General features: G+C 69.8%; 26 protein-coding genes and 2 pseudogenes. 15 read left to right on the top strand and 13 right to left on the bottom strand.

Annotated elements, in window-relative coordinates:
• The 3 genes and pseudogenes from BLW84_RS40800 to BLW84_RS40790 form a co-directional block, all read right to left on the bottom strand.
• Positions 1-207 (bottom strand): annotated as a pseudogene (locus tag BLW84_RS40800) (hypothetical protein); the annotation flags it as partial.
• A gap of 65 nt (positions 208-272) precedes the next feature.
• Positions 273-506 carry a DUF397 domain-containing protein gene (locus BLW84_RS40795; protein ID WP_093277197.1) on the bottom strand — a complete coding sequence of 78 codons (234 nt, stop codon included), beginning with the start codon at positions 504-506 and terminating at the stop codon, positions 273-275.
• A gap of 242 nt (positions 507-748) precedes the next feature.
• Entirely contained in the window at positions 749-1615 is an 867-nt protein-coding gene (locus BLW84_RS40790) for a helix-turn-helix domain-containing protein (RefSeq protein ID WP_093277194.1), read from the bottom strand.
• 202 nt (positions 1616-1817) lie between these two features.
• Between BLW84_RS40790 and BLW84_RS40785 the strand changes: the two genes are divergently transcribed.
• Entirely contained in the window at positions 1818-2645 is an 828-nt protein-coding gene (locus tag BLW84_RS40785; RefSeq protein ID WP_093277191.1) for an SAM-dependent methyltransferase, read from the top strand.
• 24 nt (positions 2646-2669) lie between these two features.
• Here BLW84_RS40785 and BLW84_RS40780 read toward each other — a convergent pair whose 3' ends face one another.
• Positions 2670-3152, bottom strand: a complete 483-nt coding sequence (locus tag BLW84_RS40780; RefSeq protein ID WP_245761731.1) for a hypothetical protein — start codon at positions 3150-3152, stop codon at positions 2670-2672.
• A 143-nt stretch (positions 3153-3295) separates the two neighbouring features.
• Between BLW84_RS40780 and BLW84_RS40775 the strand changes: the two genes are divergently transcribed.
• From BLW84_RS40775 to BLW84_RS40750, 7 genes and pseudogenes are all read left to right on the top strand, one after another.
• A complete protein-coding gene (locus BLW84_RS40775) occupies positions 3296-3973 on the top strand; it encodes a response regulator transcription factor (RefSeq protein WP_093277185.1) in 678 nt (225 codons plus the stop codon).
• The gene (locus tag BLW84_RS40770; RefSeq protein WP_093277182.1) at positions 3970-5316 is read left to right on the top strand and encodes a sensor histidine kinase; all 1347 of its coding nucleotides are present in this window, start codon (positions 3970-3972) and stop codon (positions 5314-5316) included. Before BLW84_RS40775 ends, BLW84_RS40770 begins: the two co-directional genes overlap by 4 nt.
• 75 nt (positions 5317-5391) lie before the next feature.
• Positions 5392-6186 (top strand): exodeoxyribonuclease III, encoded by a 795-nt coding sequence (locus tag BLW84_RS40765; protein ID WP_093277179.1) that lies wholly within the window; start codon positions 5392-5394, stop codon positions 6184-6186.
• 75 nt (positions 6187-6261) lie between these two features.
• Complete coding sequence (locus BLW84_RS40760; RefSeq protein WP_093277177.1) at positions 6262-6570, top strand: nucleotidyltransferase family protein; 309 nt, start codon at positions 6262-6264, stop codon at positions 6568-6570.
• Positions 6560-6898: a HepT-like ribonuclease domain-containing protein gene (locus tag BLW84_RS40755; RefSeq protein WP_093277174.1), complete on the top strand. Its 339-nt coding sequence runs from the start codon at positions 6560-6562 to the stop codon at positions 6896-6898. The genes BLW84_RS40760 and BLW84_RS40755 overlap by 11 nt, the downstream gene beginning before the upstream one ends.
• 36 nt (positions 6899-6934) lie before the next feature.
• Positions 6935-7060 (top strand): annotated as a pseudogene (locus tag BLW84_RS50570) (exodeoxyribonuclease III); the annotation flags it as partial.
• A 237-nt stretch (positions 7061-7297) separates the two neighbouring features.
• A complete protein-coding gene (locus BLW84_RS40750; protein WP_093277171.1) occupies positions 7298-7777 on the top strand; it encodes a hypothetical protein in 480 nt (159 codons plus the stop codon).
• A 151-nt stretch (positions 7778-7928) separates the two neighbouring features.
• Here the strand turns inward: BLW84_RS40750 and BLW84_RS40745 are convergent, their stop codons facing one another.
• The 3 genes from BLW84_RS40745 to BLW84_RS40735 form a co-directional block, all read right to left on the bottom strand.
• Entirely contained in the window at positions 7929-9218 is a 1290-nt protein-coding gene (locus tag BLW84_RS40745; protein WP_093277168.1) for a serine/threonine-protein kinase, read from the bottom strand.
• A 199-nt stretch (positions 9219-9417) separates the two neighbouring features.
• Complete coding sequence (locus BLW84_RS40740; protein WP_093277165.1) at positions 9418-9861, bottom strand: SgcJ/EcaC family oxidoreductase; 444 nt, start codon at positions 9859-9861, stop codon at positions 9418-9420.
• A 182-nt stretch (positions 9862-10043) separates the two neighbouring features.
• The gene (locus BLW84_RS40735) at positions 10044-10619 is read right to left on the bottom strand and encodes a dihydrofolate reductase family protein (RefSeq protein ID WP_093277162.1); all 576 of its coding nucleotides are present in this window, start codon (positions 10617-10619) and stop codon (positions 10044-10046) included.
• Positions 10620-10710: 91 nt separating this feature from the next.
• Here BLW84_RS40735 and BLW84_RS40730 point away from each other — a divergent pair, with 91 nt between their 5' ends.
• Complete coding sequence (locus tag BLW84_RS40730) at positions 10711-11280, top strand: TetR/AcrR family transcriptional regulator (RefSeq protein ID WP_093277159.1); 570 nt, start codon at positions 10711-10713, stop codon at positions 11278-11280.
• Positions 11281-11296: 16 nt separating this feature from the next.
• On the opposite strand, the gene BLW84_RS40725 is transcribed toward BLW84_RS40730, so the two are convergent.
• Both BLW84_RS40725 and BLW84_RS40720 read right to left on the bottom strand, forming a co-directional pair.
• The gene (locus BLW84_RS40725; protein ID WP_093277156.1) at positions 11297-12532 is read right to left on the bottom strand and encodes an NAD(P)/FAD-dependent oxidoreductase; all 1236 of its coding nucleotides are present in this window, start codon (positions 12530-12532) and stop codon (positions 11297-11299) included.
• 155 nt (positions 12533-12687) lie between these two features.
• Entirely contained in the window at positions 12688-14151 is a 1464-nt protein-coding gene (locus BLW84_RS40720; RefSeq protein ID WP_093277153.1) for a S8 family peptidase, read from the bottom strand.
• 259 nt (positions 14152-14410) lie between these two features.
• On the opposite strand from BLW84_RS40720, the gene BLW84_RS40715 reads away from it, so the two are divergent.
• From BLW84_RS40715 to yhjD, 4 genes are all read left to right on the top strand, one after another.
• Positions 14411-16939, top strand: coding sequence for a bifunctional FO biosynthesis protein CofGH (locus BLW84_RS40715; RefSeq protein ID WP_245761733.1), 2529 nt, complete (start codon positions 14411-14413; stop codon positions 16937-16939).
• A gap of 278 nt (positions 16940-17217) precedes the next feature.
• The gene (locus BLW84_RS40710) at positions 17218-17436 is read left to right on the top strand and encodes a hypothetical protein (protein WP_143061283.1); all 219 of its coding nucleotides are present in this window, start codon (positions 17218-17220) and stop codon (positions 17434-17436) included.
• A gap of 62 nt (positions 17437-17498) precedes the next feature.
• Positions 17499-18542: a tryptophan--tRNA ligase gene (gene trpS, locus BLW84_RS40705; RefSeq protein ID WP_093277144.1), complete on the top strand. Its 1044-nt coding sequence runs from the start codon at positions 17499-17501 to the stop codon at positions 18540-18542.
• A gap of 62 nt (positions 18543-18604) precedes the next feature.
• A complete protein-coding gene (gene yhjD / locus BLW84_RS40700; RefSeq protein WP_093277140.1) occupies positions 18605-19627 on the top strand; it encodes an inner membrane protein YhjD in 1023 nt (340 codons plus the stop codon).
• A 159-nt stretch (positions 19628-19786) separates the two neighbouring features.
• Here yhjD and BLW84_RS40695 read toward each other — a convergent pair whose 3' ends face one another.
• Complete coding sequence (locus BLW84_RS40695; RefSeq protein ID WP_093277137.1) at positions 19787-20512, bottom strand: alpha/beta fold hydrolase; 726 nt, start codon at positions 20510-20512, stop codon at positions 19787-19789.
• A 91-nt stretch (positions 20513-20603) separates the two neighbouring features.
• Here BLW84_RS40695 and BLW84_RS40690 point away from each other — a divergent pair, with 91 nt between their 5' ends.
• Complete coding sequence (locus BLW84_RS40690) at positions 20604-21569, top strand: helix-turn-helix transcriptional regulator (RefSeq protein WP_093277134.1); 966 nt, start codon at positions 20604-20606, stop codon at positions 21567-21569.
• A 323-nt stretch (positions 21570-21892) separates the two neighbouring features.
• On the opposite strand, the gene BLW84_RS40685 is transcribed toward BLW84_RS40690, so the two are convergent.
• The 3 genes from BLW84_RS40685 to BLW84_RS40675 form a co-directional block, all read right to left on the bottom strand.
• Positions 21893-22519, bottom strand: coding sequence for a TetR/AcrR family transcriptional regulator (locus tag BLW84_RS40685; RefSeq protein WP_093277131.1), 627 nt, complete (start codon positions 22517-22519; stop codon positions 21893-21895).
• On the bottom strand, positions 22516-23985 hold the full coding sequence (locus tag BLW84_RS40680) for an FAD-dependent monooxygenase (RefSeq protein WP_093277128.1): 1470 nt from the start codon (positions 23983-23985) through the stop codon (positions 22516-22518). Before BLW84_RS40680 ends, BLW84_RS40685 begins: the two co-directional genes overlap by 4 nt.
• Positions 23986-24063: 78 nt before the next feature.
• Positions 24064-25311, bottom strand: coding sequence for a D-alanyl-D-alanine carboxypeptidase family protein (locus BLW84_RS40675; RefSeq protein WP_177226974.1), 1248 nt, complete (start codon positions 25309-25311; stop codon positions 24064-24066).
• A 122-nt stretch (positions 25312-25433) separates the two neighbouring features.
• On the opposite strand from BLW84_RS40675, the gene BLW84_RS40670 reads away from it, so the two are divergent.
• Positions 25434-25661: an SCO4848 family membrane protein gene (locus tag BLW84_RS40670; RefSeq protein WP_093277125.1), complete on the top strand. Its 228-nt coding sequence runs from the start codon at positions 25434-25436 to the stop codon at positions 25659-25661.
• Positions 25662-25666: the final 5 nt, after the last annotated feature.

Genomic DNA, 25666 nt, shown 5'->3' with positions numbered 1-25666 from the left:
CTTGCTCGGGAAGAGCACGTCCGGCTCGTCACCGGGGATCCGCGCGGCATCGGCTTCGTGCTCGCTGAACAGCTGCACGATGTCGAAAACCCCGCGGTGGACCCGGATTCCCACCACGGCGACCAGGCCGCCGTCGGCATCGCGCGGGTGCGCGAACTGGAAATCGCGGGCTACCAGGGCTTGCAGGCCGTTGGTAATCTCGTTCATGGCGCCACCGAGTTTCGTCATCAAGGGCTTCAACCATGGCTCCGCGCGGAGCGTCGGACGGTTCGTCAGACGAGGTCGTCGAACTCGCCGTCCTTGGCCCCGTGCAGGAATGCGGCGATCTCATCCCGGCTGTAGACCAGTGCTGGACCCTCGGGGTAGCGCGAGTTTCTGACGGCGATGCCGCCGTCGACCAACGGTGCCAATTCGACGCAGTTGCCCACCGCTCCGCTGTGGCGGCTCTTACGCCACACCGCGTTGGGAAGCTGCTGCGCGGGCATACCGTTCTGGATGTTCGTCATCCGAACCCCACCCTTCCCCGACTTAACGCTGCACGATCATCTGCACGTGCAGTTGATCGTGCACTCAAGGTAGCAGGTGCAGATGCACGATTGAATGCACGTGCATCTCAATGAGACCTTGATCACTCAACAGGAGGAATCTTGTTCCCAGTTAAGTGACCCGCGGTCAGTGAATGAGTGCTATGCGCAGTCACCGGCGCACGCAGAAGTGCCACCGGGGTGAGATCCCGGTGGCACGTCGATCAGCTGTGCTTCAGGGCCTTGAGCAGCGTCTTGCGGGTCTGCTCCGGCGTCTGCGCGTCGACCGCGAGCCGGTGGCTGACCTTGCTGTAGACCTCGACCTCGTCCGGCTTGTCCAGGTAGAGCGCGCCGCAGAGGTGTTCCAGGTAGACGATGTCCGGCAGTTCCGGCTCGGCGAACCGCAGGATCGTGAACGCGCCCTCCGCGCCCGACCGGCCGAGCTCGAACGGCAGGATCTGCAGCGTCACCGCGGGCATCGCCGTCGCATCGAGCAGGAACTGGATCTGCTCGCGCAGTACTTCGCGGCCGCCGATCGGCCGGTGCAGCACCGACTCGTCGATCACCGCCCACAACCGCGGCGCCTTCGGCTGGGTGAACAGCTTCTGACGCTGCATCCGCAGCCGGACGCGCCGGTCCAGCTCGTCCTCCGGGAACTCCGGACGACCCTGGGTGGCGACCGCGCGGGCGTACTTCTCGGTCTGCAGCAGGCCGGGCACGAACTGGATCTCGTAGGTCTGGATGCGGGCGGCCGACTCCTCCAGTCCGACGTAGTCCTGGAACCACGAGGGCATCAGGTCGTTGAACCGGTGCCACCAGCCGGGTTCGTTGGACCGGCGGACGAGGTTCAGGAAGGACTCGTGCTCGGACTGGTCCGTCACGCCGTAGAGGGTCAGCAGGTCGACGACGTCGCGTTCCTTGAAGCCGACGCGACCGAGCTCCAGGCGGCTGATCTTCGACCCGGACCCGCGGATGGCGTATCCGGCGTCCTCTCGGGAGATTCCGCTCGCCTCGCGCAACCGGCGCAGCTGACTGCCCAGCACGAGACGGCGGGCGGTGGGGCCGCTTCCCGTGGCACTGTCCGGAGCCACGCGGAACCTCCTGTGGAAATGGGCTGTACGACCCACTGTCGCGATCCAGTGGTTGAACGTTACGCGTGGGCATAGTAGTGGAATCCGGCTGCAGGTCGAGTGGCTTCCCCGGATTGGCGGTATCCACCCGCACGTACGTTATCGGCGCTTGATCCCCTAACCTGGGGTTGTCGGGGGCGGAAATTCGGGGTTGGGGAGTGGCATGACACGAACCGGCGAAGGGCGGGGGGGCGTGCCGTCGGGCATCGATCCCACAAGGCCGAGCAGTTCGCGCGTCTACGACGCGATCCTCGGCGGCAAGGACAACTACAGCGCCGATCGCGGTTTGCGCGACGCGCTCGCCGAAGTCGCCCCGGAACCCGGCGCGCTGGCCAAGGACAACCGCGCCTTCCTGCAACGGGTCACCCGATACCTGGCCGGAACCGTCGGCGTCGACCAGTTCCTGGACTGCGGATCCGGCCTGCCGACGTTGGAGAACACCCACGAGGTGGCGCAGCGGGTCAACCCGGATGCGGCCGTCGTCTACGTCGACAACGATCCGACCGCCATAGTGCACGGCCGCGCCTTGCTCGTGGAGAACGACGGCACGCACTTCGTCGCCGCGGACATCACGGATCCGCAGCACCTGCTCGCCGAGCGGCCCGTCGCCAGGTCGCTGGAGTGGTCCCGGCCGATCGCGCTGTTCCTGTTCAGCACGCTGCATCACATCGCCGACGAGGACGGCCCGGAGGAGCTGATGGCGCGCTACATCGACGCGCTGCCCGCCGGTTCCTACGTCGGGATCAGCCACTTCTGCCGTCCGGAGGACGCCGAGGCGGCCCGGCTGGCCGACCTGATGGAGGAGGCGTACCTCGGCGCGATGGGCAGCGGCTGGTTCCGGTCCCACGAGGAGATCGAGCGCTACTTCTGCGGGCTCGAACTGCTGGAACCGGGCCTGGTGCCGGTGGCGACGTGGTGGCCGGACGGGCCGGGGGCGCCGGTGAACGCCTTCCACCGCTTGCTGATCGGCGGCGTCGCCCGCAAATCCTGACCGGCCGCAACCGCTTTCGGCCCGTCAGTACTCGATGGTCTGGACCGAGGTCGGGTGGTCGTGCCAGGTCGCGATCACGGACGAACCGTGCTGGCCGGCGGTGAACTCCACCCGCAGCCAGCCGACGGCCTGGTCCCAGGTCTGCACCGTGTAGCCGGGGCGCGGCGTCGCGGAGACCAGCTTCGCGCCGTCGGCGTGCACGGAGAGCACGACCTTGCCGCCCTTGGCGTCGTAGGTGCGCACGTCGCCGGAGTCCGCGGTCCGCGACGGGCTCGGGGTGGACGTCGGCGGCGGAGGCGGAGCGTCCACTGTGGTCGGTGTCGGCTCGGGTCTTGACTCCGTCGGCGGCGGGGGCGGTGCCGTCGTGACCGGCTGGACCACCGGGATCGCGTCGGGCGGCTCGAACACCGCGCCGCGGATGATGTCGCGGACGCCGAGCCAGGACAGCGTGACCGCGGCGGTGGTCGCGGCCAACCACACGCCGACGTAGGCGACCGCTCGTTTCATGCGCACGGGTTTACCCGACTGCGGCGCGTAATGCCTCCCTGGGTGCGTGATTCGGCGGCGCCGAACGCCGGCCGCCGCTCGCGGTGCGGCCCCCCGCCGACCAGAATACGAAGAACTCTCACAGGTTCCGTATCGTCGCCGCCATGGCTGTGGTTCTGGTTGTTGAGGACGATCCGGTGGTGCGGGCGGCGATGATCCGCGACCTGACCGCGCGTGACTGGGTGGTCCGCAGCGTCGGAACGGCCCTGGCATCGTTGCGCGAAGTGGCCGAGCACCCGCCGGACGTCATCATCCTCGACCTCGGCCTGCCCGACCTCGACGGCGGCGAGACGCTGAAGATGATCCGCGGCGTCTCCAACGTGCCGACCATCGTGGCGACCGCCCGCGACGACGAGGGCGAGATCGTCCGCCTGCTGCGCGCGGGCGCGGACGACTACATCGTCAAACCGTTCTCCAGCGAGCACCTCAACGCCCGCATCGAAGCGGTGCTGCGCCGCGCCCGCGGCCCGCAGCCGGCGCAACTGCTGGAGGTCGCCGGGCTGCGCATCGACCTGGGCAGCCGGGTCTCGACGCTGGACGGCACCGAGCTGGAGCTGACGCGGCGAGAGTTCGACCTGCTGGCTTACCTCGCGGCCCGGCCCGGCCGGGTGGTGCCGCGCCGGGAACTGCTGGCCCAGGTGTGGCGGCAGTCCTACGGCGACGACCAGACCATCGACGTCCACCTGTCCTGGCTGCGGCGCAAGCTCGGCGAGAGCGCCGCGGAACCGCGGTTCCTGCACACCGTGCGGGGCGTCGGCGTGAAGCTCGTGGAACCGGAATGAGGCGCACGATCGTCCTGGTGGCGCTGGCGGTGACCTCGATGGTCGCCCTGGCGTTCCTCATCCCGCTCGGCCTGATGATCAAGGAGATGGCCCGCGACCAGGCGATGTCCGACGCCGAACGGCAGGCCGTCGCGCTGGCGCCGGTGCTGGCCACCACGACCGATCACGCGCTGGTCGGCAGGGCCGTCGCCAGCACGCGCGCCGGGCAGTCCGGGCGGGTCGCGGTGTACCTGCCGGACGGCGGCGTGGTGGGCTCGGGCCGGGTCGGTGCCGGTGACGTGCACCTCGCGATGTCCGACGTGCGGACCTCCAGCGTGGAAGTGGCCGGCGGCACGGCGTTCGTGCAGCCCATCGCGCTGGACGGCGGCCGCACCGCGCTGGCCGAGGTGTTCGTGCCCGCCGCGGACCAGACCCGCGGGGTGCTGCGGGCCTGGCTCGTGCTCGGTGCCGTCGGGCTGGTCCTGGTCATCGGGTCGCTGCTGGTCGCGGACCGGCTGGCGGCCCGCGTCGTGCGCGCGACGACCCGGCTCGCCGAGGCCTCGTCCGCGCTGGGCGCCGGCGACCTCAGCGTCCGGGTGCATCCCAGCGGCCCGCCCGAACTGGTGGAGGCCGGGCGCGCGTTCAACACCATGGCCGACCGGGTCCGCCAGCTGCTCGCCGCCGAGCGCGAGATGGCCGCGGACCTCTCGCACCGCCTGCGCACCCCGCTGACGGCGCTGCGGCTCAACGCGGAGGCGCTGGGCGACGATCAGGCGGCCGAGCAGACCAGGGTCGCCATCGACCGGCTGGAACGCGAGGTGGACCTGGTGATCACCAGCGCCCGCCGGACCGGGCCGAGGGAGGAGGCCGACTGCGACGTCGCGGAGCTGCTGCGCGAGCGGCTCGGGTTCTGGTCGGCGCTGGCCGAGGACCAGCAGCGGCCGTGGAGCCTGCGCGGCGCGGGGGGCGAGGTGCACGTCCCGGTGCCGAGAGCGGAGCTCGCCGCGTCGGTGGACGCCGTGGTGGGCAACGTCTTCCGGCACACCCCGGAGCGGACCGAGTTCGTGGTGTCGGTGCAGCAGAGGGACGGCGTGGTCGGGGTGATCGTGGAGGACGCCGGGCCCGGGGTGGCGGAGTCCTCCGACGCCGTGCAGCGCGGGCGCAGCAGCGCCGGATCGACCGGGCTCGGCCTGGACATCGCCCGCCGGGTCGCCGAATCCACCGGCGGACGGCTCGCGGTCGACCGCTCCAGCCTCGGCGGCGCCCGGGTGTGCATGTGGCTGTGGCAGCGACCGGCGGCGCCGAAACCCACCCGCCGCCGCGACCGGCGCCGTCGCACCCGCGAAGCGTTCTGGCTGGCCTGAGCCCGGAAGATCGTTCGGCCGCGGCGGGGCGACCGGGCGGGTTGACCGTCGGTGCCGGTGGTTACCCTCGCTGGCGTGCTGACTGTGTCGACCGTGAACGTCAACGGCCTGCGCGCCGCCGCGAAGAAGGGCTTCGTGGAGTGGCTCGCCGCCACCCGAGCCGACGTGATCTGCCTTCAGGAGACCCGCGCAGAACCCGAACAGCTCGCGCCGGAGGTCTTGGAACCGGCCGGCTGGCACACCGTGCTCGCCCCGAGCTCGGCGAAGGGCCGCGCCGGGGTGGCGATCTACAGCCGCGCGGAGCCGGAGGCGGTGCGCATCGGCTTCGGCTCGGCGGAGTTCGACGAGAGCGGCCGCTACGCGGAGATCGACCTGCCGGGCCTCGTGGTCGCGAGCCTGTACCTGCCCAGCGGCGACGTCGGCACCCCGCGCCAGGACGAGAAGGAACGCTTCATGAAGGAGTTCCGCGCGTACCTGGAAGACCTGCGCGGACGAGCCGCGGCGGCGGGCCGCGAGGTGCTGGTCTGCGGCGACTGGAACATCGCGCACCAGCAGATCGACCTGAAGAACTGGAAGTCGAACCAGAAGGAAGCGGGCTTCCTCCCGGAGGAGCGGGCCTGGCTGACGGAGATCTTCGAGAGCGGCTACGAGGACGTGGTCCGGAACCTCCACCCGGAAGGCCCGGGTCCGTACTCCTGGTGGTCCTACCGGGGCAAGGCCTTCGACAACGACTCCGGCTGGCGCATCGACTACCTCGTGAGTTCGCCTGACCTGGCAAGCCGCTGCACGGATGCGTACGTGGAGAGGGCCGAGAGCTACGACCAGCGCTGGAGTGACCACGCCCCGGTAACCGCCGTGTTCGATCGTTAGCGTCAGACAGGCCCATCAGAGCGACCGTGACCAGCCAGGTCTGATCGGGCACAATCGACCTCGGGAGGTGAGGTTGTGCACGAGTTGATCGAAGCGAAACACAGCGAGATCGAAGAGCTCTGCCGCTTGCTCTCGGTGCGTCGCCTCGACCTGTTCGGCTCGGCTGTGGGGGACTCGTTCGATCCTGTGTCCAGCGATGTTGATGTGCTGGTCGACTTTGATGTTGGTCCGGGGTTCGACTACTTCAGCACCTACTTCGATCTGAAGGAGGGGCTGGAGCGGATCCTCGATCGCCCGGTCGACCTCGTGAGCGCCACAAGCATTCGCAATCCCTATTTCAAACAGCACGTGCTGGACAGCAGGGAACTCCTCTATGCAGCGTGACGCTCGTGCCTACCTCTGGGATGCGCTTCAGGCAGCGGAATTACTGAGCGACTTCAGCAAGGGCGAGGATTTCGCCGGTTATCAAGCGAACCCCATGTTGCGTTCTGCTGTCGAGCGCCAGTTCGAGATCATCGGCGAAGCTCTGAACCAGCTGTCAAAGGCGGATTCCGTGCTTGCCGCGCAGGTGCCGGATCTCGGCCGTATCGTGGCATTCCGCAACATCCTCATCCATGGGTACGCGACAGTCGACGATGCCCTGGTTTGGCAAGTCCTCACCGAGAGGCTCCCAGGGCTGGCTAGTGTTCTGCGGCGGCTCTTGGAACGCTGAGGGCGTTCGGCCGATCTGGCTTTAACCGGCTGATGCATCGATTACCAGGTGGCTTCCGAAGCCCTGGCGAAGCGAGCGGCGTCGGCGGTGGTCGAGCTCGCGGAGTCCTATGACCAGCGCTGGTCCGACCACGCTCCGGTCACGGTGGCGTTCGAGGTCTGAGCCGCAACACCGGCTCCGTCTTGTTGCGTCCGTCTGTGGCTGCGTGCTGGGCAGTTACGCGAGTTACGGCTCATCTGAAGATGACGGCAAACAGGCACATTCTTGATCGTTGTAGATGTCTACTCTCTCCGCGTGACAGTGCCTCAAAATCCTTGGTCGCAGCAGCAGTCCCAGCCGGCGGGAAACCAAGAGCTTCCGCCACAGCAGCAGTTCGGCCGACCGAAAGCGCCCGGGACGGTGACGTTCGCGACCTTGATCGGCATCGTGGTGCCGATCCTCTCGTCGATGCTGACCGGCATCAGCTTCGTGGTCCTCGCGCTGCAGGTCATCAGATATCTCGATTCATGGCAAGGCCCGCTCATCTTCAACGTGTTCAACACGTTGGGCAACTTCGCGCTCACCGCGCTGTGGGTGATCTTCGCGTTCCGGATGCGCGCCGGCCGGAACTGGGCTCGGACCACACTCGCGATCCTCGCCGGGATCTGGCTGCTCTACGGCCTTTTCGGCATCAGCCAGATGCTCATCATGGTCGATTTCCAGCTGGGGGCTCTCATCAGCCAGCCGGGCGCGCTCATCGCCAGCGTCGAGTTGTTGATGGTGCTGGTCGCGATGCCGGTGTTCCTCGCCCTGGTGTTCCTCAAGCCCTCGAACCAGTACTTCAAAGCCGCGAGCAGTCACCGGCCGGAACAGCCCGGAGGCCCCGGAGCCAGGCCGTGAAGCAGAGTCCGCGCGCTGGCAAGGTCGGTGTCGGCCTCGTGCCGTAGCCGTCGATGCTGCCGGTCCGATCAGCCAGGCATTCGGGGCTGGTCGGGCCTCGCGTCGGGCACGGTTGTGTTCGGCTTCTGATCGTTTCGCGTGGGTCCAGGCATTACTTTTTCCAGGACTCCCAGGTCAAACCGGCCGCCACGAGGACGATGCTGGTGATCAGGACCAGCGACGCCGTCGCGGACTCCTGTCCTGAGAACTCCGCCGTGTTCCGGAAGGTCTCTCCGACGCCGTTGAAAGCGAAAGCTGCGGCACCGCAACCGAAGACGAGCCCGCCGACGATGACGACGACGGTGACGGTCTTGCCGATGCCCTTCGGCAGGAATCGAGCGAAACCGGCGCACAGCAAGCCGACGATGACGACATCGGCAACGGCGAGGCTCAATACGGCGCCGCTGACCAAGTCAGTGTCCCCGTAGCTCTCGAAGTACCCCCACGTGCCGCCGGCATCGGGGAGTCCGGCGATGCCGAGTCCGGTGATGATCGCCATCAGCGCGGCAACGCCTTTGGGCTGCCACTTCTTCGGCCGCGTCGGGAGGATCTTGGTGCCGCGCTGCACGTGGACCTTGGTGGCGGGCTGCTCACCTGCCATGGTCAGCGCCTCGGCGACCGTCGGCCTGCGGTCCGGGTCCTTGTCCAGCAGCCGGGTGATGAGCTGCGTGAGCGGTCCGGTTCGCCGCGGTGCCGGGGCCTCCTCCAGCAGTACTGCGGCCAGCGTCGCTTCCTGGGTTTCGCGCCGGAACGGCGATATGCCTTCGACGGCCTGGTAGAGGGTCACGCCGAGGGAGAACAGATCGCTGGCGGGAAGTCCATCGGTGCCGCGCAACCGCTCGGGCGCCGTGTACTCCGCCGAGCCGATGAACATCCCGGTTGCGGTCAGCGCGGTGTCGGTGTGGCGGATCGCGGTCCCGAAGTCGGTGAGCAGGACCTTCCCGTCCTCGGCGAGCATGACGTTGGCCGGTTTGATGTCGCGGTGCACAACACCTTCCCGGTGTGCTGCGCCCATCGCCATCAGCAGCGCCGTGGCCACTTCGGCTGCCCTGTCCGCCGGAAGCGGTCCGTGCTGCTCGATGTGCTCGCTCAGCGAGCAGCCGTCGACCAGTTCCATGACGATCCACGGAAGGCCGTCCTCGATGACGACGTCGTGGATCGCGACGATGCCGTCGTGCTTGCGCAACCGGGCGGCGTTGCGGGCCTCGCGAGTGGCGCGCGCTAGCCGCTCGGCCCGTTCGACTTCCGGCATCCCCGGCGGCAGCTGCAGTTCCTTGATCGCAACGTCGACGTCGAGGGTCTCGTCGCGGGCCCGCCAGACCCGCCCGAAACCACCGGACCCCAGTTCGGCGGCCAGCCGGTAGCGTCCACCGACCACGTCACCGGCCAGCCTCGAAGTCATGACCGTCTCCCGCCCTTCGCGCTCGGCACGAACAGTTGATCAGGCTACCGCCACCGGCATCGGCGCAGTGCCCGTTCGCTTCGCCTGGTGGGCAATGCGAAGGCGACGCCCCATCGCGTCGGTGGCCCACCGGGAGACGCTCTGAATAGTCGGCTGTCGGCCCGAGCGGAGTTTCCGCTCGGGCCGACTCTTGCACAGGTCAGGACGGGGTGAGGGTGTTCTGGCGGGCCACGATCCACCAGCGGCCCTGTTCCTTGACCAGGACGTAGAGGGCGATCATCGCGGGAGCGACGTCGATGAGCTCGCCGTCGGCCTTGGTGGCCCACGCGTTCTTGTGCGCGATGGCGATGTCGGGGCGGAGGAAGACGATGTCGCCGACCTCGTAGCGGGCGTGCTCGTCGCGCAGGAATCCGGCCAGGCCCTTGCGGTTGGCTTCGAGCAGGGCGTCCCGGCCGGACATCAGGATTCCGGCCGCGTTGACGACCGATGCGTTCTGGGCGAAGTGGGCGGTCAGCAGGTCGGGATCGTTGGTGTTGAAGGCGGTTTCGACGTCGGCGATCATCTGCTCGATCGCAGCGACGTCCCGTTCGTGGTCGGTGGTGGTGTCCTCGATGACGGGAGGCTGCGTGGCGTTAGCGGTCATGGACAAGAGCTTGAAACCTCCATAAAACTAGAGGTCCATGCGCTTGTGCTGATCGTCACCGTCTCCGTTTGTGGTGTCGTGAGTGGAAATCGTCGTCGGGGCGTCGTTGGGGCGACCAGTTCCACTCACGACGGCCGGCTGCTCGTGATCGGGAGGGCGGCCACCTGGATCGGCCGTCCCGGTCAGCGCTTGGTGTAGGTCAGGTGGATCACTCCGCTGTCGAACACCTCGGTGTCGGCCAGGTCGAACAGCTCGGGGGAGAATTCCCTGCTGAACAGCGGGGTCCCGGCGCCGGCGACGATCGGGTGGAGCTTGATCATCAGTTCGTCGATCTCCGGGCGAAGGGCCTCCGCCAGCTTCCCGCCGCCGCAGAGCCAGATCCCCATGCCCTCTTCCCGCTTCAGCTCCCGCACCCGCTCGATCGGGTCGGTGGCGACGAATTCCACCGTGGGATCCGGGCTTTCCGCGACGCTGCGGGAGAACACGACGTTGCGGCGCATGTGCTGGTAGGCGTTCGTCATCCCGTCCTGCATGCCGACCTCCCAGGTTGCGCGGCCCTGCAGGACGGTGTCGAAGTGCTTGTTCGGCGCGTCGGCGAGGCCGATCAGCGGGCGGATGTGGGTCGGCATGATCTCCGGGTACTCGGCCCGGATGAAATCGCCGTGGTCGCCTTCGTGCAGGAAGAAGTCCGGCTTGCCGGTGGGGCCGGTGATGAAGCCGTCGATGGTCGCGGCGATCAGGTAGGTCAGCTTTCGCACGGTGCCTCCAACTAGAACCACTCCGAATGTAGTGCTTCAAATTTAGTACTATGTCTGTAGTGATTGCAAGCGGGTTGCTCAGGAGGAGCGGATGGTGCAGAACACCGAGCGGCGAACGGCGCTGGTCGACGCGGCGATCGAGGTGCTGGCGCGGGACGGTGCGCGCGGCCTGACCTTCCGCGCCGTCGACGTGGAGGCCGGCGTGCCGAAGGGGACGGCGTCGAACTACTTCGCCAACCGCGCGGACCTGCTCAACCAGGTCGGCGCGCACATCCACCAGCGGATGACCCTCGATCCGGGGCAGTACGACCTCGAGCGCCCGCCGTCTCCGGAACTGCTCACCGACGTGATGCGCGCGCTGTTCCACCACATCTCGGACGACCGCACCGGCTGGCTCGCGCTGCTGGAACTCCGCCTGGAGGCGATCCGGCGTCCCGAGCTCCAGGGGGCGCTGACCGAAACGCTGCGCACGAACCTGAACGCGAACATCGAGGGCCGCCGCGAATCCGGCATTCCCGGCGACGACACGACGACGGTGCTGCTCTACTACGCGATGACCGGCGTGATCCTGGAGCACCTGACGGTGCCCGAGGTCCTGGCGCGGTTCGACGTGGACGAGCTGATCGCCGCGTTCGTGAACCGCTCCCTCGCGGAGTCGTGATCCGGCGGCGCGCGGATCAGCGGGCGATGAGCTCGTCGAGCGGCGTGTCCGGGTCGGCGAGCGCGTTCGGGTCGATCGTGGTTCCCGAGGTGATCAGGGTCTTGATCTGGTCCTGGACGTCCCAGATGTTGACGTTCATGCCCGCCAGGACCCGGCCGTCGGTCAGCCAGAACGCGATGAACTCGCGGGCCGCCACGTCGCCGCGGAACACCACCTGGTCGTAGCCGTCCGGGGCGACGTGGCCGAGGTACTCCATGCCCAGGTCGTACTGGTCGGTGAAGAAGTACGGCAGCTCCGCGTACTTGCCGTCGCGCCCCAGCATCGACGCCGCCGCGGTGGCCGGCTGGTTGAGCGCGTTCGCCCAGTGCTCCACGCGGATCTGCTTGCCCAGCAACGGGTTGAACGCGTTCGCCACGTCGCCCGCCGCGACGATGTTCGGGTCGCCGGTGCGCAGCGAGGCGTCGACCAGGATGCCGTTGTCGACCCGCAGGCCCGCATCCCGGGCGAGCGCGACCGCCGGCTCCACGCCGACCGCGACCAGCACCGCCCCGGCCGGGACCTCGGTGCCGTCCGTCAGCCGGACCCCGGCCGCGCGATCGCCGTCGACCAGGATCTCGCTGACCGCGGTGCCGAACCGGAAATCCACGCCGTGGTCCCGGTGCAACGCCGCGAAGACCTCGGCCACCTCCGGGCCGAGCACCCGCAGCAGCGGCAGCTCTGTTGTCTCGACAACGGTCACGGCCACGCCCGCTTCGCGCGCGGCGGCGGTGACTTCGAGGCCGATCCAGCCCGCGCCGACCACCACGAGCCGCTCGATGCCCGCCAGGGTCCGCTTGATCAGGTCGGAGTCCTCGACCCGCCGCAGGTGCAGGACGCCCTCGGCGTCGATGCCGGGCACCGGCAGCGAACGGGGGTTGGCCCCGGTCGCGATCAGCAGCTTGTCGAAGTCGAGGCGCCCGCCGTCAATGAGCTCCAGCTGCCGCAGCGCCCGGTCGATGCGCCGCACCGACACCTCCAGCTGCAGATCCACCCGGTTGTCGGCGTACCAGGACTCGTCGTGCACGTACGCGCTCTCGAACCCGGCGTTGCCCATCAAGTACGCCTTGGACAGCGGCGGGCGCTCGTACGGGCGGTGCGGTTCGTCGCCGAGCAGGGCGATGCGCCCGTCGAACCCCAGATCGCGCAGCGCCTGCGCACCCTTGGCGCCGGCCATGCCGGCACCGACGATCACGAAGGTCTCCGAATCAGCCACGACAGCGCCTCATTCCCGAGCGACAACCCTCCGGACCGCCAGCGTCCTGCGGCCAACTCGCCCAGGCAACCCCAGATCGTGCGAAATGCGACAACGCGAAGGACGCCCCCGACCGGATCGGTGGAAGGCGCCCTTCGGGTGTCACTCGTTGCGGCTTACTTCTGGACGGCGTCCAGGGCGTCGATGAGGCCCGCGCCGTAGAAACCGGCGCCGCCCTTGCCACCCGAGCACACCGCGTCCGGCTTGCCGTCGCCGTCCGGGTCGTAGCTGGTCGGGCACTCCAGGGCGTCCGCCTGGTTGGTCAGCGCGCCGACCACCTGCTGGGCGTTCCACTCCTGGTGGGTGCTGCGCAGCAGCGCGACGACGCCGGCCGCGTGCGGCCCGGCCATCGAGGTGCCCTGCATCCAGCCCCAGCCGCCGCCGGGCACAGTGGACAGCACACGGCCGTTCTGCGACGGCGTCTGCGGGATCTGGTTCTTGTCGCCGCCCGGCGCGGTGACCGTGATCGAACCCAGCCCGTAGTTGGAGTAGTACGACTTCACCGCGTCCGAGCCCACCGCGGACACCGAGACCACGCCCGGCAGCTCACCGGGCAGGACGTGGCACTCGTGCCCGGTCTTGCGGTCCTGGGTCGGCCCGCCGTTGTTCGGGCTGTTGGTGTCGCGGATCGGCTTGGACAGGTCCCAGTTGCTGTTGCCCGCCGAGACCACGTTCACGACGTCCTTGCTCTGCGCGTACGCGACGGCGCGGCGCACCGCCTCGGCCGCGGCCTTCTGGTCCGGGTCGCTGTCGCACCACAGGTACCAGGGGTCGACGAAGTACGAGTTGTTGGTGACGTCGAAGCCGTGCTCGGCGGCCCAGATGAAGCCGCAGACCGCGTATTCGGGGTAGATGAAGCCGCCGTCGTCGATGACCCGCACCGAGGCGAGCGAGACGTTCGGTGCGACACCGGCGATGCCGACGCCGTTGCGCGCGGCGGCGATGGTGCCCGCGGTGTGGGTGCCGTGGTCCTGCGTCGGGTCCTGCGGCTGCCAGGCCTCCTGCCGGGTGTCCGGGACGCCCTCGTTCACGCAGCTCACCGACTTGGTGACGTCCAGGTTCGGCTTCAGGTCCGGGTGCGTCGGGTCGATGCCGTAGTCCAGCACGCCGACCGTGATGTCCTTGCTGCCCTGGGAGACCGCGCTTGCCTGCTCGGCCTTGATCTGCCGCATGTCCCACTGCTCGGGCTCCAGCGGTTCTTCGCCGGGAACGGCGGCGAAGGGGACGGCGCCGACCTTGCCCTCCAGCGCCTCCAGCCGCTGCGACTGCGCGGGCGGCAGCTGCTCGGCGAGGTTGCGGCTGGCACCGGCCTGCTCCACGGCCGGCTGGGTGCGAACTGCGGCGGCGAAACCGGGATCCGTCGAGGTCGCGACGATCACGCCGATCTGGGGCCAGCTCTGCACGACGGTTCCGCCGACCGCGCGAACCGATTCCTCGGTCTGCTGCAGGCCGTCGCCGGTCGGGCCGAGCACGACGAAGTGCACCGGCGCGGCGGTGGCCGCGGGCGCGGATTCGGCAGCGCCGACGATGCCCGCGGGTACCAGCAACGCCAGAGCGAGCGCTGAGCCGGCGATACGCATCGCCCGGCCGCTCCTTCTAGTGCGTGACACGTGTCCCTCCTATGGAGACAGAGTGTGATCCACCCAGTGGTATTCGTCGGATTTTGCGCCTGATTCGGTGAGTATCGGTAGGGCAGAACGGAGTAATTCAATAGCCGGTAGTGAGGTGCGTGGCACGTCTACGAGGTTGGGCGGTGCGTGCTCGGAGACTTAGAGTCGGCTGGTGTCGGTTGCAGACCTGGAACTTGCCCCGCCGGAACCCACTCCGAGCGCCTCGGCGATGCGCCGTGCGCTCCGCCGCGCCACGGACGGCGTTTCGCTGGACGCCGCCGAAGCCGCGGTCCTGCTGCACGCCCGCGGCGATGACCTCGAAAGACTGCTGACGGCGGCCGGTCGCGCGCGGGACGCGCACCTGGTGGCCGAGGGCCACGAAGCCGTGGTCACCTACAGCCGCAACGTGTTCATCCCGTTGACCCGGCTTTGCCGGGATCGTTGCCATTACTGCACGTTCGCCACCGTTCCGCACCGCGTGGAGTCCGCCTACCTGGAACGCGACGAGGTGCTGGAGATCGCCCGCCAGGGTGCGGCGGCGGGGTGCAAGGAGGCCCTGTTCACCCTGGGCGACCGGCCGGAGGAGCGCTGGCCCGCCGCCCGGGAGTGGCTGGAGGCGCGCGGTTACTCATCCACAGTGGACTACGTGCGGGCCTGCGCCATCGCGGTGCTGGAGGAGACCGGCCTGCTGCCGCACCTGAACCCCGGCGTGCTCAGCTGGTCGGAGCTGACCAGGCTCAAACCGGTCGCGGCGAGCATGGGCATGATGCTGGAGACCACGTCCGAGCGGCTGTGGCGGGAGAAGGGCGGCCCGCACTTCGGCAGCCCGGACAAGGAACCCGCCGTCCGGCTGCGGGTGCTGGCCGACGCCGGCCGCGTCGCGGTGCCGTTCACCAGCGGAATCCTCATCGGAATCGGTGAAACCCGCGCCGAGCGGGCCGAGTCGCTGCTCGCGTTGCGCGGCGTCGCCCGCCAGTACGGGCACATCCAGGAAATCATCGTGCAGAACTTCCGGGCCAAGCCGGACACCGCGATGCGCGGCATGCCCGACGCCGACCTGCAGGACCTGGCCGCCACCATCGCGGTCGCGCGGCTGCTGATGCCCTCCGGCGTGAGCGTGCAGGCGCCGCCGAACCTCATCGGCGACGAGCAGCTGCTGATGCTGCGCGCCGGGATCGACGACTGGGGCGGGGTTTCGCCGGTGACACCGGACCACGTCAACCCGGAACGGCCGTGGCCGGAGATCGACGAGCTCGCCGCGAAGACCCGCGAGGGCGGCTTCGAGATGCGCGAACGCCTCACCGCCTACCCGCGCTACGTGCGCGCCGGGCTGGCCGGGGACAGCACCCAGTGGCTGGACCTGCGGGTGGCCGGCCACGTCGCGGCGCTGTCCGATTCGGACGGTTTCGCCGCCGCGGACGCCGCGCCGGTCGGCCGGGAGTGGCAGGAGCCGGACGGCGGGTTCGAGTCCATCGGCCGCACCGACCTGCACCGCAGCATCGACACGACCGGTCGCACCGACGATCGCCGCGGCGACTTCGACACGGTCTACGGCGACTGGGACGAGCTGCGCAGGCAACTGCCCGCCGACGCGGCGCCGGAGCGGCTGGACGCCGACGTGCGGGAGGGCCTGCGGCTGGCCGAGACCGATCCCGCCGCGCTGCTCGACGAGAGCCGCACCGCCGCCGCGATGGCCTTGATGACCTGCGACGGAGCCGCGATGGACACGCTCGCCGGGATCGCCGACGGGCTGCGCCGGGACGTCGTGGGCGACGACATCACCTACGTCGTGAACCGCAACATCAACTTCTCGAACATCTGCTACGTCGGCTGCCGCTTCTGCGCCTTCGCGCAGCGCGAGCGCGACGCCGACGCCTACCGGCTCTCGCCGGAGGAAGTCGCCGACCGGGCCGACGAGGCGTGGCGGGCCGGCGCGACCGAGATCTGCATGCAGGGCGGCATCGATCCTCGGCTGCCGGTGTCCGGCTACGCCGACCTGGTGCGCGCGATCAAGCAGCGGGTTCCCGAGATGCACGTCCACGCGTTCAGCCCGATGGAGATCGTCAGCGCCGCGGCGAAGGCCGGGGCGAGCATCGCCGACTGGCTCGCCGAGCTGAAGGAGGCCGGGCTGGGCAGCATTCCCGGCACCGCGGCAGAGATCCTCGACGACGAGGTGCGCTGGGTGCTGACCAAGGGCAAGCTGCCCGCCGCCGAGTGGATCGAGGTCGTCAGCACCGCGCACCGGCTGGGCATCCCGTCCTCGTCGACGATGATGTACGGCCACGTGGACACCCCGGAGCACTGGCTCGGGCACCTCCGCACCCTGGCCGGCGTGCAGGACGCCGCGGCCGAGCACGGCAACGCCGGGTTCACCGAGTTCGTACCGCTGCCGTTCGTGCACCGCAACGCGCCGATCTACCTCGCCGGGCTGGCGCGCCCGGGCCCGACCCGCCGGGACAACCGCGCGGTGCACGCGATGGCGCGCATCCTGCTGCACGGCCGGATCGACAACGTCCAGTGCTCGTGGGTGAAGCTCGGCGACGAAGGCACGTCGGAGGTGCTCAACGGCGGCGCCAACGACGTCGGCGGAACGCTGATGGAGGAGACCATCAGCCGGATGGCGGGTTCCGAGCACGGCTCGGAGCGCAGCGTCGAGGAGCTGCACGAACTGGCCGCGCGGGCGGGCCGCTCGGCGCGGCAGCGCAGTACCACTTACGAGCGAAGCGGCCGGGTTCAGCTGGGCATCAGCCCGGCATAGCTCGATCTGGTGTGTTGTGGAACACAGGTGAATTCTCGGCCGGGATCGCCCCTCGGGGTGATTCCGGCCGCTGGCCTGCGCGATTCCAGGATCCGTGGACCCGACGACAGCGGCCCCGGGCCGGAAAATATGATCATTGCGTCGTGGCCGGTTTACGCAAAGCGACCACGCCGGTAGTGAGTGGTCGGTACGGTCCGCCACCGAACTCAGACGAGTGCTGACCTGATCGGGTCAACTGTCGCAGGGAGGGCACGCCCGTGCGTAGCCGAATATCTCGCGTGGCAACGCGAGTCTCCGTGCTTGGTGCCGCGGCCGCCGCCGCGCTCCTGGCGACCGCCGCCGCAGCCGCCGCCGAGCCGACCGCCCAAGCGGCCGGCGCCCTGGATTCGCTGAGCGCCCCGGTCGGCCTCACCGCGATCGGGCTCGGAGTGGTCGGCATGGTCGCGGGCATGTTCCGGAAGAAGAAGATCCAACCGGAGAACCAGCGCAAGACCTGACCCGCCGGAGAACCGGAGAGGTCGCTCCCACCAACTTTCGCGGGGCTTGCGAGAATCAGCACGTGAGCAGCGACAGCCCCGCAACCCAGACCAGCGACCAGCCCGCGGCGCGGCCGCGCGTGCTGTCCGGCATCCAGCCCACCGCCGACTCGTTCCACCTCGGCAACTACCTGGGTGCCCTGCGGGAATGGGTCACCATGCAGGACGAGCACGACGCCTTCTACTGCGTCGTCGACCTGCACGCCATCACCGTCGCGCAGGACCCGGAGCTGCTGCGCCAGCGCACCCGGCTGTCCGCCGCGCAACTGCTCGCCCTCGGCATCGACCCCGAGCGGTCGACGCTGTTCGTGCAGAGCCACGTCCCCGAGCACGCCCAGCTCAGCTGGGTCCTGGAATGCCTGACCGGATTCGGCGAGGCCGGCCGGATGACGCAGTTCAAGGACAAGTCCGCCCGCCAGGAAGCCGACCACGTCAGCGTCGGGCTGTTCACCTACCCGGTGCTGCAGGCCGCGGACATCCTGCTCTACCAGGCCGACGCGGTCCCGGTCGGCGAGGACCAGCGCCAGCACCTGGAGCTCACCCGCAACCTGGCGCAGCGGTTCAACTCCCGCTACGGCAAGACCTTCACGGTGCCGGCCGCGCACATCCCCAAGGGCACCGCCAAGATCTACGACCTGCAGGACCCGACCTCGAAGATGAGCAAGTCGGTGCCCGCCGGGGTCGTCGAACTGCTGGAGTCGCCGAAGCGCTCGGCGAAGAAGATCCGCTCCGCGGTCACCGACCTGGAGCGGGAGATCCGCTACGACGTAGAGAACAAGCCGGGCATCAGCAACCTGCTGGTGATCTACTCGGCGCTCACCGGCCGCGGCATCGCCGACCTGGAGACCGCCTACGAGGGCAAGGGCTACGGCGACCTGAAGAAGGAGCTCGGCGAGGTCGTGGTCGAGTTCGTCACCCCGTTCCAGGAGAGGGTCCGCGAGTACCTCGACGACCCGACCGAGCTGGACAAGGTCCTGCACCGGGGCGCGGAGCGGGCGCGGGCGGTGTCCGCGGAGACGCTGCGGACGGTCTTCGATCGGGTGGGTTTCCTTCCGCCGATGGGCTGAACTGATCATCCACGGGTAGCCTGCCACCGTTCGGGGGATGCCGTTGCGGCGGGAGGCGCACCGTGGCCGGTCAGGAGCAGGAAGCGAAACCGGGACGACTAGCGCTGCTGCGCCGCCGCTACGAGCGGCTGGACCGCCTCATCCGCGCGTTCGAGCGATACCAGCGCCAGTACGGCGACTACTACGCCGCCGCGATCACCTACTTCAGCGTGCTCGCGCTGGTGCCGCTGCTGATGATCGCCTTCGCCTCGGCCGGTTTCGTGCTGGGCGGGAACCCGGAGCTGCTCGGCCGGCTGCAGACGTCGATCACCGCGGCGGTGCCCAGCTCGGCGATGAGCGACATGCTCAACCGCGTCGTCGAGCAGGCGATCAGCCAGGCCGGGACGGTCGGTGTGATCGGCCTGCTCGCCGCGCTGTACTCGGGGCTGGGCTGGATGACGAACCTGCGCGAGGCGCTGACCGCGCAGTGGACGCAGGAGGGCAGCAACCAGTCGATGATCCGGCGGATGGCCGCCGATCTGGGATCGCTGATCGGGCTCGGCGCGGCGATGGCCGTCTCGCTGGGCATCAGCGCCCTCGGTGGCGGGGTCGGGCGGTGGTTTTTCGAGCTGGTCGGGATCGAGGACAGCCCGGCCGCGGTGTTCGCGCTGCGGGCGCTGTCGATAGTGCTGTCGCTGCTGGCGAGCTGGCTGGTGTTCCTGTGGGTGCTTTCGCGGCTGCCGCGAAAGCCGGTCACGCTGCGCAGCGCGGTGTGGGGTGCGCTGTTCGCCGCCGTCGGGTTCGAGGTCCTCAAGCAGGTCGGCGTGGTCTACCTGAACAGCGTCACCAGCTCGCCGGCGGGCGTGGCGTTCGGCCCGGTCCTCGGTCTGCTGGTGTTCGCGAACCTGGCCTCGCGGTTCATCCTGTTCGTGACGGCGTGGACGGCGTCGGCCCGGGAGAACATGGAGGTGGCGCCGCCGCAGCCGCCGGGCCCGGCGATCATCCGCCCGGTCGTCCAGGTGCGGGAGCGGGCGGGCGTCCGCGCCACGATGGGCCTGGTGGGTCTCGGAGCCGTCGCCGGCTGGGCCTGGCGCCGCAAGCGCTGACCAACCTCCGGCGAGTCGGGGCACGACACGCCGGAGGTTGTGGACGACTTGGACATACGTCAGGTTGGGCACCCGCAGTCCAGGCGGGCGCTGAGGTTCCGCTACCCGCACCGCCACGCGGAACGAGGATGAAAAAACCTCAATGGAAATCGCGGGGCGTCAGCCGGCGATGTCCGACAGCATCGCCGCGAGGTCGGCGGGGCGCGAGAACATCGGCCAGTGCCCGGTCGGCAGGTGGTGCAGGTCGGCCCCGGCCAGCAGTGCGAACATCGGGATCCCGGCGTCGACCAGGGCCTTGACCTCTTCCGGGGTGAACGTGGACGCGATCACCGAGATCGGCACGTCCGGGACGGCGTCCGGCCGCTGCAGGGCCTGCGTCACGGTGGCGAACGGCTGCGGCGTGCTCATGGCGCGCATGCGGGCCAGTTGCTCGTCGGACAGCCCGGCGAGGTCCTCCGCGCCGAACTCGGGCAGCGGGAGGCGCCAGCCGTCGCCGTCGGCCTCGACCGCCTTGCGCCACTCCGCCTGGACCTCTGGCGGGTTGGAATCGAGCACGGACATGCCGCTCGGCATCGGCCCGGCGTCGACGTAGACGACGCGCGCGACCCGGTCCGGAACGCGGTCGGCGGCGCCGGTGACGGGCACGTTGCCGCCGCTGTGCCCGACCAGCACGACGTCCCGGAGGTCGTTGCCCTCGATGCGCCCGACCAGGTCCGCGATGTGGCTCTCGACGCCGACTTCGGGGCCGGCTTCGGCGGCGCGGTCGGCGAGCCCGGGCAGCGTCACCGGGTGGACGTCGTGGCCCAGCTCCCGCAGCTCCCGCGTCACGTCCTCCCAAGCCCACGCTCCGAGCCAGAAGCCGGGAACCAGCACGATCGTCGCCATTTCGACGTTCCTTTCCCCGTGGGATTCGATGCGTTGGACATTAGGCTCGATACCGGTCAGAACTCGCCCTGATTGATCCCCCGGGAGACGCGTGTCACATCCGACGAGCCGATTGCTGGCGATGCTGGAGCTGCTGCAGGCGAACCAGCGGGTCGGCGGAGCGGCGCTGGCCGAGCGCCTCGGCGTGGACCAGCGCACCGTCCGCCGGTATGCCGAGCGGCTCGTGGAGCTGGGCATTCCCGTGGTCGCCGAGCGCGGCCGGTACGGCGGATACCGGCTGATGCCCGGGTACAAGCTGCCGCCGCTGATGCTCACCGACGACGAGGCCACCGCCGTCGTGCTCGGCCTGCTGACCGGGCGACGCCTCGGCCTCCCCGGGCCGGCCGCGGAGGCCGCGCTGGCCAAGGTGCAGCGGGTCCTCCCGCCCGCGCTGCGCGACCGCGTCCAGGCGCTGCAGGAGACGCTCGGCTTCACGATGGGCACGCGGGACGGCGCGGCTCCGGCGACCGCGGCGGTGCTGACCCTGGCGGAGGCGGCGCGGCATCGTCGCCGGGTGCGGCTGAACTACGTGTCCTGGAAGGGCTCGGCCAGCGAGCGCGAGCTCGACCCGCACGGGCTGGTCTTCCATTCCGGGCGCTGGTACGTGACCGGGTACGACCACGGCCGCGGCGAGGTCCGCACCTTCCGGGTCGACCGGATCCGGTCGACCGAGCTGCGCGCCGAAACCTTCGAGATGCCGCCCGACGCCGACCCGGTGCGGCAGGTCACGACGTCGCTGGCCGGCGTCCCGTACGCGCACGAGGTCGAGGTGCTGCTGAAGACCACGCCGGAACGGGCCCGGACCCGGATTCCGCCCTCCGTGGGCACTTTCGCGGAAACCTCCGATGGTGTGCTGCTGTCGATGCGCGTGGAGCACCTGGACGGCATGGCGCAGATGCTCGCCGGGCTGGGCTGGCCGTTCGTCATCCGCCGCCCGGACGAACTGCGCTCTGCCGTGCGCGAGCTCGCGGTCCGACTGATGGCCCAGGCAGGTCATGACTCGGCTGTGGACGGGTGACCACAGTTTCAATGAGGTTTTTCCAACCTCGATTTGCGTGGCGGTGCGGGTAGCGGAACCTCAGCGCCCGCCTGGACTGTGGGTGCCCAACCTGATGTATGTCCAATACACGGCGGCTTGGGCCGTCCTCGCCAGGCGAACGCTGAGAACCCGCGGCGGTGCGAGCTGCGTAGGTGGGCTATGCGCCTGCGGCGCATGCGACTGCTTCCGGGACACGGCCCGTAAGCCGTCGCGGCTGCGGCCACCAACCAAGATGAAAAACGCTCAATTGAAACTGTGGTCAACCGGAGATCGTCGTGCACGGTTTCAATTGAAACTGCGTCTCATCGCCGTTCTCGAACCGGAGTTTCGATCGGAGTGTCGAGCAGTCCGGCCCGGCGGTAGACCGACTCCAGGTACTCGCGGGCTCCGGCGGCATCCAGCGGTTCCGGCTGGATGAGGCGGAACAGCACGGCGCCGACCATCATGTCGATCAGCACGTCCGGGTCCGCGGCGGCGTCGAGCACCCCGTCGGCCTGCGCGCGTTCCAGCAACGCGCGGGTGATGCGCCGCCGCGGCACGACGTAGTTCTCCCAGTAGGTCGCCATCAGCGCCGGGTTGCTGACGCTGGAACCGAAGACGCGGGCGATCATCGCGCGCAGCCGGGGGTCGGCGATCGCCTCGGCGAGCCCGGGCAGGGCCTTCTCGACCAGCGCGGCGACGGGTAGGTCGGCGAAGTCCGCCGGCATCGTCTCGGGAATCTCGTCGCGGGCGGACTCGATCGCGGCGGCGATCACCGCTTCCTTGGAGTCCCAGCGCCGGTACACGGTGAGCTTGCCGACCCCGGCCCGCTTGGCGATCTGCTCGATGCTGGTGCCTTCGACGCCGCCCTCGATGAACAGGTCCAGCGCGGCCTGCAGGATCGCTTTGTCCGCGGCGGGATTGCGCGGTCGTCCGCGACGGTTGGTCATGTCGTCCTTCCGTTGCCGAGCGCGTTGCCGAGCCATCGCGCCAGGGAGTGCAATTCCGTCCCGCGCCACGCGAGATGCGCGTCGGGCCGGATCAGCCAGACGTCCCGCTGCGGCCGGTCCGGTGCGAGGCGTACGACATGTTCTCCCAGCGGCGCAAGGACTTCCAAACTCGTCCCCGGCGGAGCGAGCAGCACCCACTTCCCGCCGAGCTCGGCGTGCAACCGGGTCGGCCCGCGGTCGCCCCGGCACGCCAGGTCGGGCACCCGGTCACCGGGCCGCGGCCGGGGGCCTCGCCGCGAGCCGAGCGGGCCTTTGCGGTAGCTGACCCAGAGCTGCGAGGCCAGCCAGGTCGCCCGCCGTTGCACCACGCCGAGGTTCGCCAACGGGGTGACGAGCCGGTCGCGGGCGAACCGGGCGACCGCGCCATCGGCCAGCATGATCTTGGTGTTCGCCGTGGTGCTGCGCAGCACGTCCTCGGCCAGCGGCCGCCGTTCGGCCTGGTAGGTGTCCAGCAGCGCCGGGTCGGCGCGGCGCTGCACGACCAGCGCGAGCTTCCAGGCCAGGTTCTCGGCGTCGCCGATGCCGGTGTTCATGCCCTGGCCGCCGAACGGGCTGTGGATGTGCGCGGCGTCGCCGACGAGCAGCACGCGCCCGTCGCGGTAGCGGTCGGCGAGGCGGCGGTGGATGCGGAAGGTCGACGTCCAAGCCACGTCGCGGATCTTCGCGTCGGTCCGGCCGGTGCGCTCGGGCAGCAATTCCCGCAGCCGGTCGAGGACGTCGTCGGCGTCGCCCGCGCGGACGTCGGCCATCAGCCGCCACGCGTCGTCCGCTCCGTTGCGCATCGGCATCGCGAAGAACAAGCCGTCCCGGTGGAACCACCCGGATGAACCGGTGCGGTCCAGGGGCCAGTCGGCGCGGACGTCGGCCAGCAGCCACTGGTCGACCAGCGGGACGCCGGGAAAGCCGATGCCGCTGAGCTTTCGGACCGCGCTGTGCGCGCCGTCGCACCCCGCCACGTACTCGGCGCTCAAGCTGCCATCCCGCAACTCAGCGGTGACGCCGTCGGGCCGCTGGTCGAGGCCGGTCAGCTCACGGCCCCATTCGACGGTGCCGCCGAGCTCGGCGAGCCGCTCCCGCAGGACGGCCTCCACCTCGGCCTGCGACAACAGCAGGGCCGAGAGCTGGTTGCCCTCGATCTGGCCGAAGCTGACCGTGGCCAGCGGCTTCTCCTCGACGTGGAAGGTCATCCGGACGGCGTGCAGCGCGCGGTCCGGCAGGTCGCCGAGAGCTCCCAGCCGGTTCAGCACCTCGACTCCGCGGGCGTGCAGGATGTTCGCCCGCGAGGTGCTCGCCGGTCCGGCCGCTCGGTCGATCACGCGCACCGCGACGCCGTGCTGTCGAAGCCCGCAGGCCAGCGCCAGGCCAGCCGGCCCGGCGCCCACCACCAGTGCGGTTGTCGTCTCCATGGCCGCTCCAATTAATTAACGAACCGGTACCGTTAACTAATTGGAGCACATCCGGCGACGCGCCGGAAGAGGTTTCCGTCAGGGGTGGTCGTTGCCGTTGTGCCTGCGGCGCGCGGCGGCGGCGAGCCGCGCGCGGCGCCGGCGGAGCGTCAAGACGCCGATCGCCGCGACGGCCAGGATCACGATCAGCGTCAACGGCCCGCCGACCGTGCCGAACATCGACGACTCCTGCGGCCGGCCGTTCTCCGACGCGTCCGCCTTCGCCTGCGCGGCAGGGGCGTCGGCGTCCACGTAGGGCGGTTCGGGTGACGTCGTCACCAGCCGGCCCACCGGGGCGTCGTCGCTGAGCCCGAACCCGTAGTCCAGCAGGCGCATGGTCTGCTGGGACTGCCGGACCGGCTGGTTCTCGCCGCGCATCAGCACCGCCACCAGCCGGCGCCCGTCGCGCTCGGCGGCCCCGATGAACGTGTGCCGCGCGTCGTCGGTGAACCCGGTCTTGCCGCCGATGCCGCCCGGGTAGTTCAGCAGCACCTGGTTGTCGGACCAGACCTCCAGCGGCGGGCCGTCTGGCTTGCCCGGCAGCTGCGTGTTGTGGGTCGCGGCGATCGACGCGAACGCGGGCTCGCTCATCGCCGCGCGGAAGACGACGGCCAGGTCGTAGGCCGAGGTGCTCATGCCCGGGCCGTCCAGGCCGGACGGCGTCGCGACCCGGGTGTCCAGCGCGCCGAGCTCGCGGGCCAGCGCGTTGACCTTGTCGAGCGTGACCTCCACGCCGCCCATCTTCATGGCGAGCGCGTGCGCGGCGTCGTTGCCGGACCGCATGATCAGCCCGGTCAGCACCTGCTGCACCGTGTAGGTGACGCCCGGGCTCAGCCCGACCCGGCTGCCCTCCTGGTTGGCGTCCTCCTGGGTGACGACGATCGTGTCGTCCAGCCGCAGCGCGTGGATCGCGGTGAGCGCGGTGAGCACCTTGATGGTGGACGCCGGGCGGTGCCGGGCGTGCGGATCCCTCGCCGCCAGCACGGCGCCGCTGTCCAGATCGGCCAGCACCCAGCTGGCGGCGGTCACCTCGGCGGGCGGCTCCGGCAGCCCCTGCGCGATGACCACGCCGCACTCCACCAGGCGGTCGCCGCCGACGGGGTTCTCCGGCACCGGCACCGGTTCGGGCACCGGCATGCCCGGCGCGGGCACCTCGGAGGTGTCCACCGGCGGCGGTGGGGCGATGTTGGGGCACGCGGCCGGCGGCTGGGCCGCGGCGGTGCCGCCGGTCCCCAGCACGAGCGCGGCCGCGATGGTGCAAACGGCCACGCGGAGCACGGACTTCATGCGGAGCGGACCGCAGGCACTCTGAGGCACACGAAGCAGGCTAACCAATCCCGGTGCGCGGCGAGACGCTGACCACCACCCGGGCAGGTGGGTGAAGCAGGTTACAGCGGATACTGGGGGCCGTGACAATTTCCCGCCGCGTTGCGCTGTTCCTGCTGTCCTTCGGCGTCTGGTCGTACCTGCTGTGGCCGAACTTCATGCGCAACATCTGGAACAGCGACCGCTCCTGGGCAGGCGGCTCGCCGACGTCCTACCTGATCGTCCACTTCGTGATCGCGATCGTCTCCCTGGTCCTGGGCACGATCATCGGAGTCCTCGGCTGGCGGGCCTTCCGCGCCACCCGCCGCTGACCGGC

Origin of the sequence: Saccharopolyspora shandongensis (assembly GCF_900106995.1) — a bacterium.
GTDB lineage: Bacteria > Actinomycetota > Actinomycetes > Mycobacteriales > Pseudonocardiaceae > Saccharopolyspora > Saccharopolyspora shandongensis.
The sequence above is the reverse complement of the archived record's forward strand: the minus strand, read 5'-3'. Positions and strand labels throughout refer to the sequence as shown.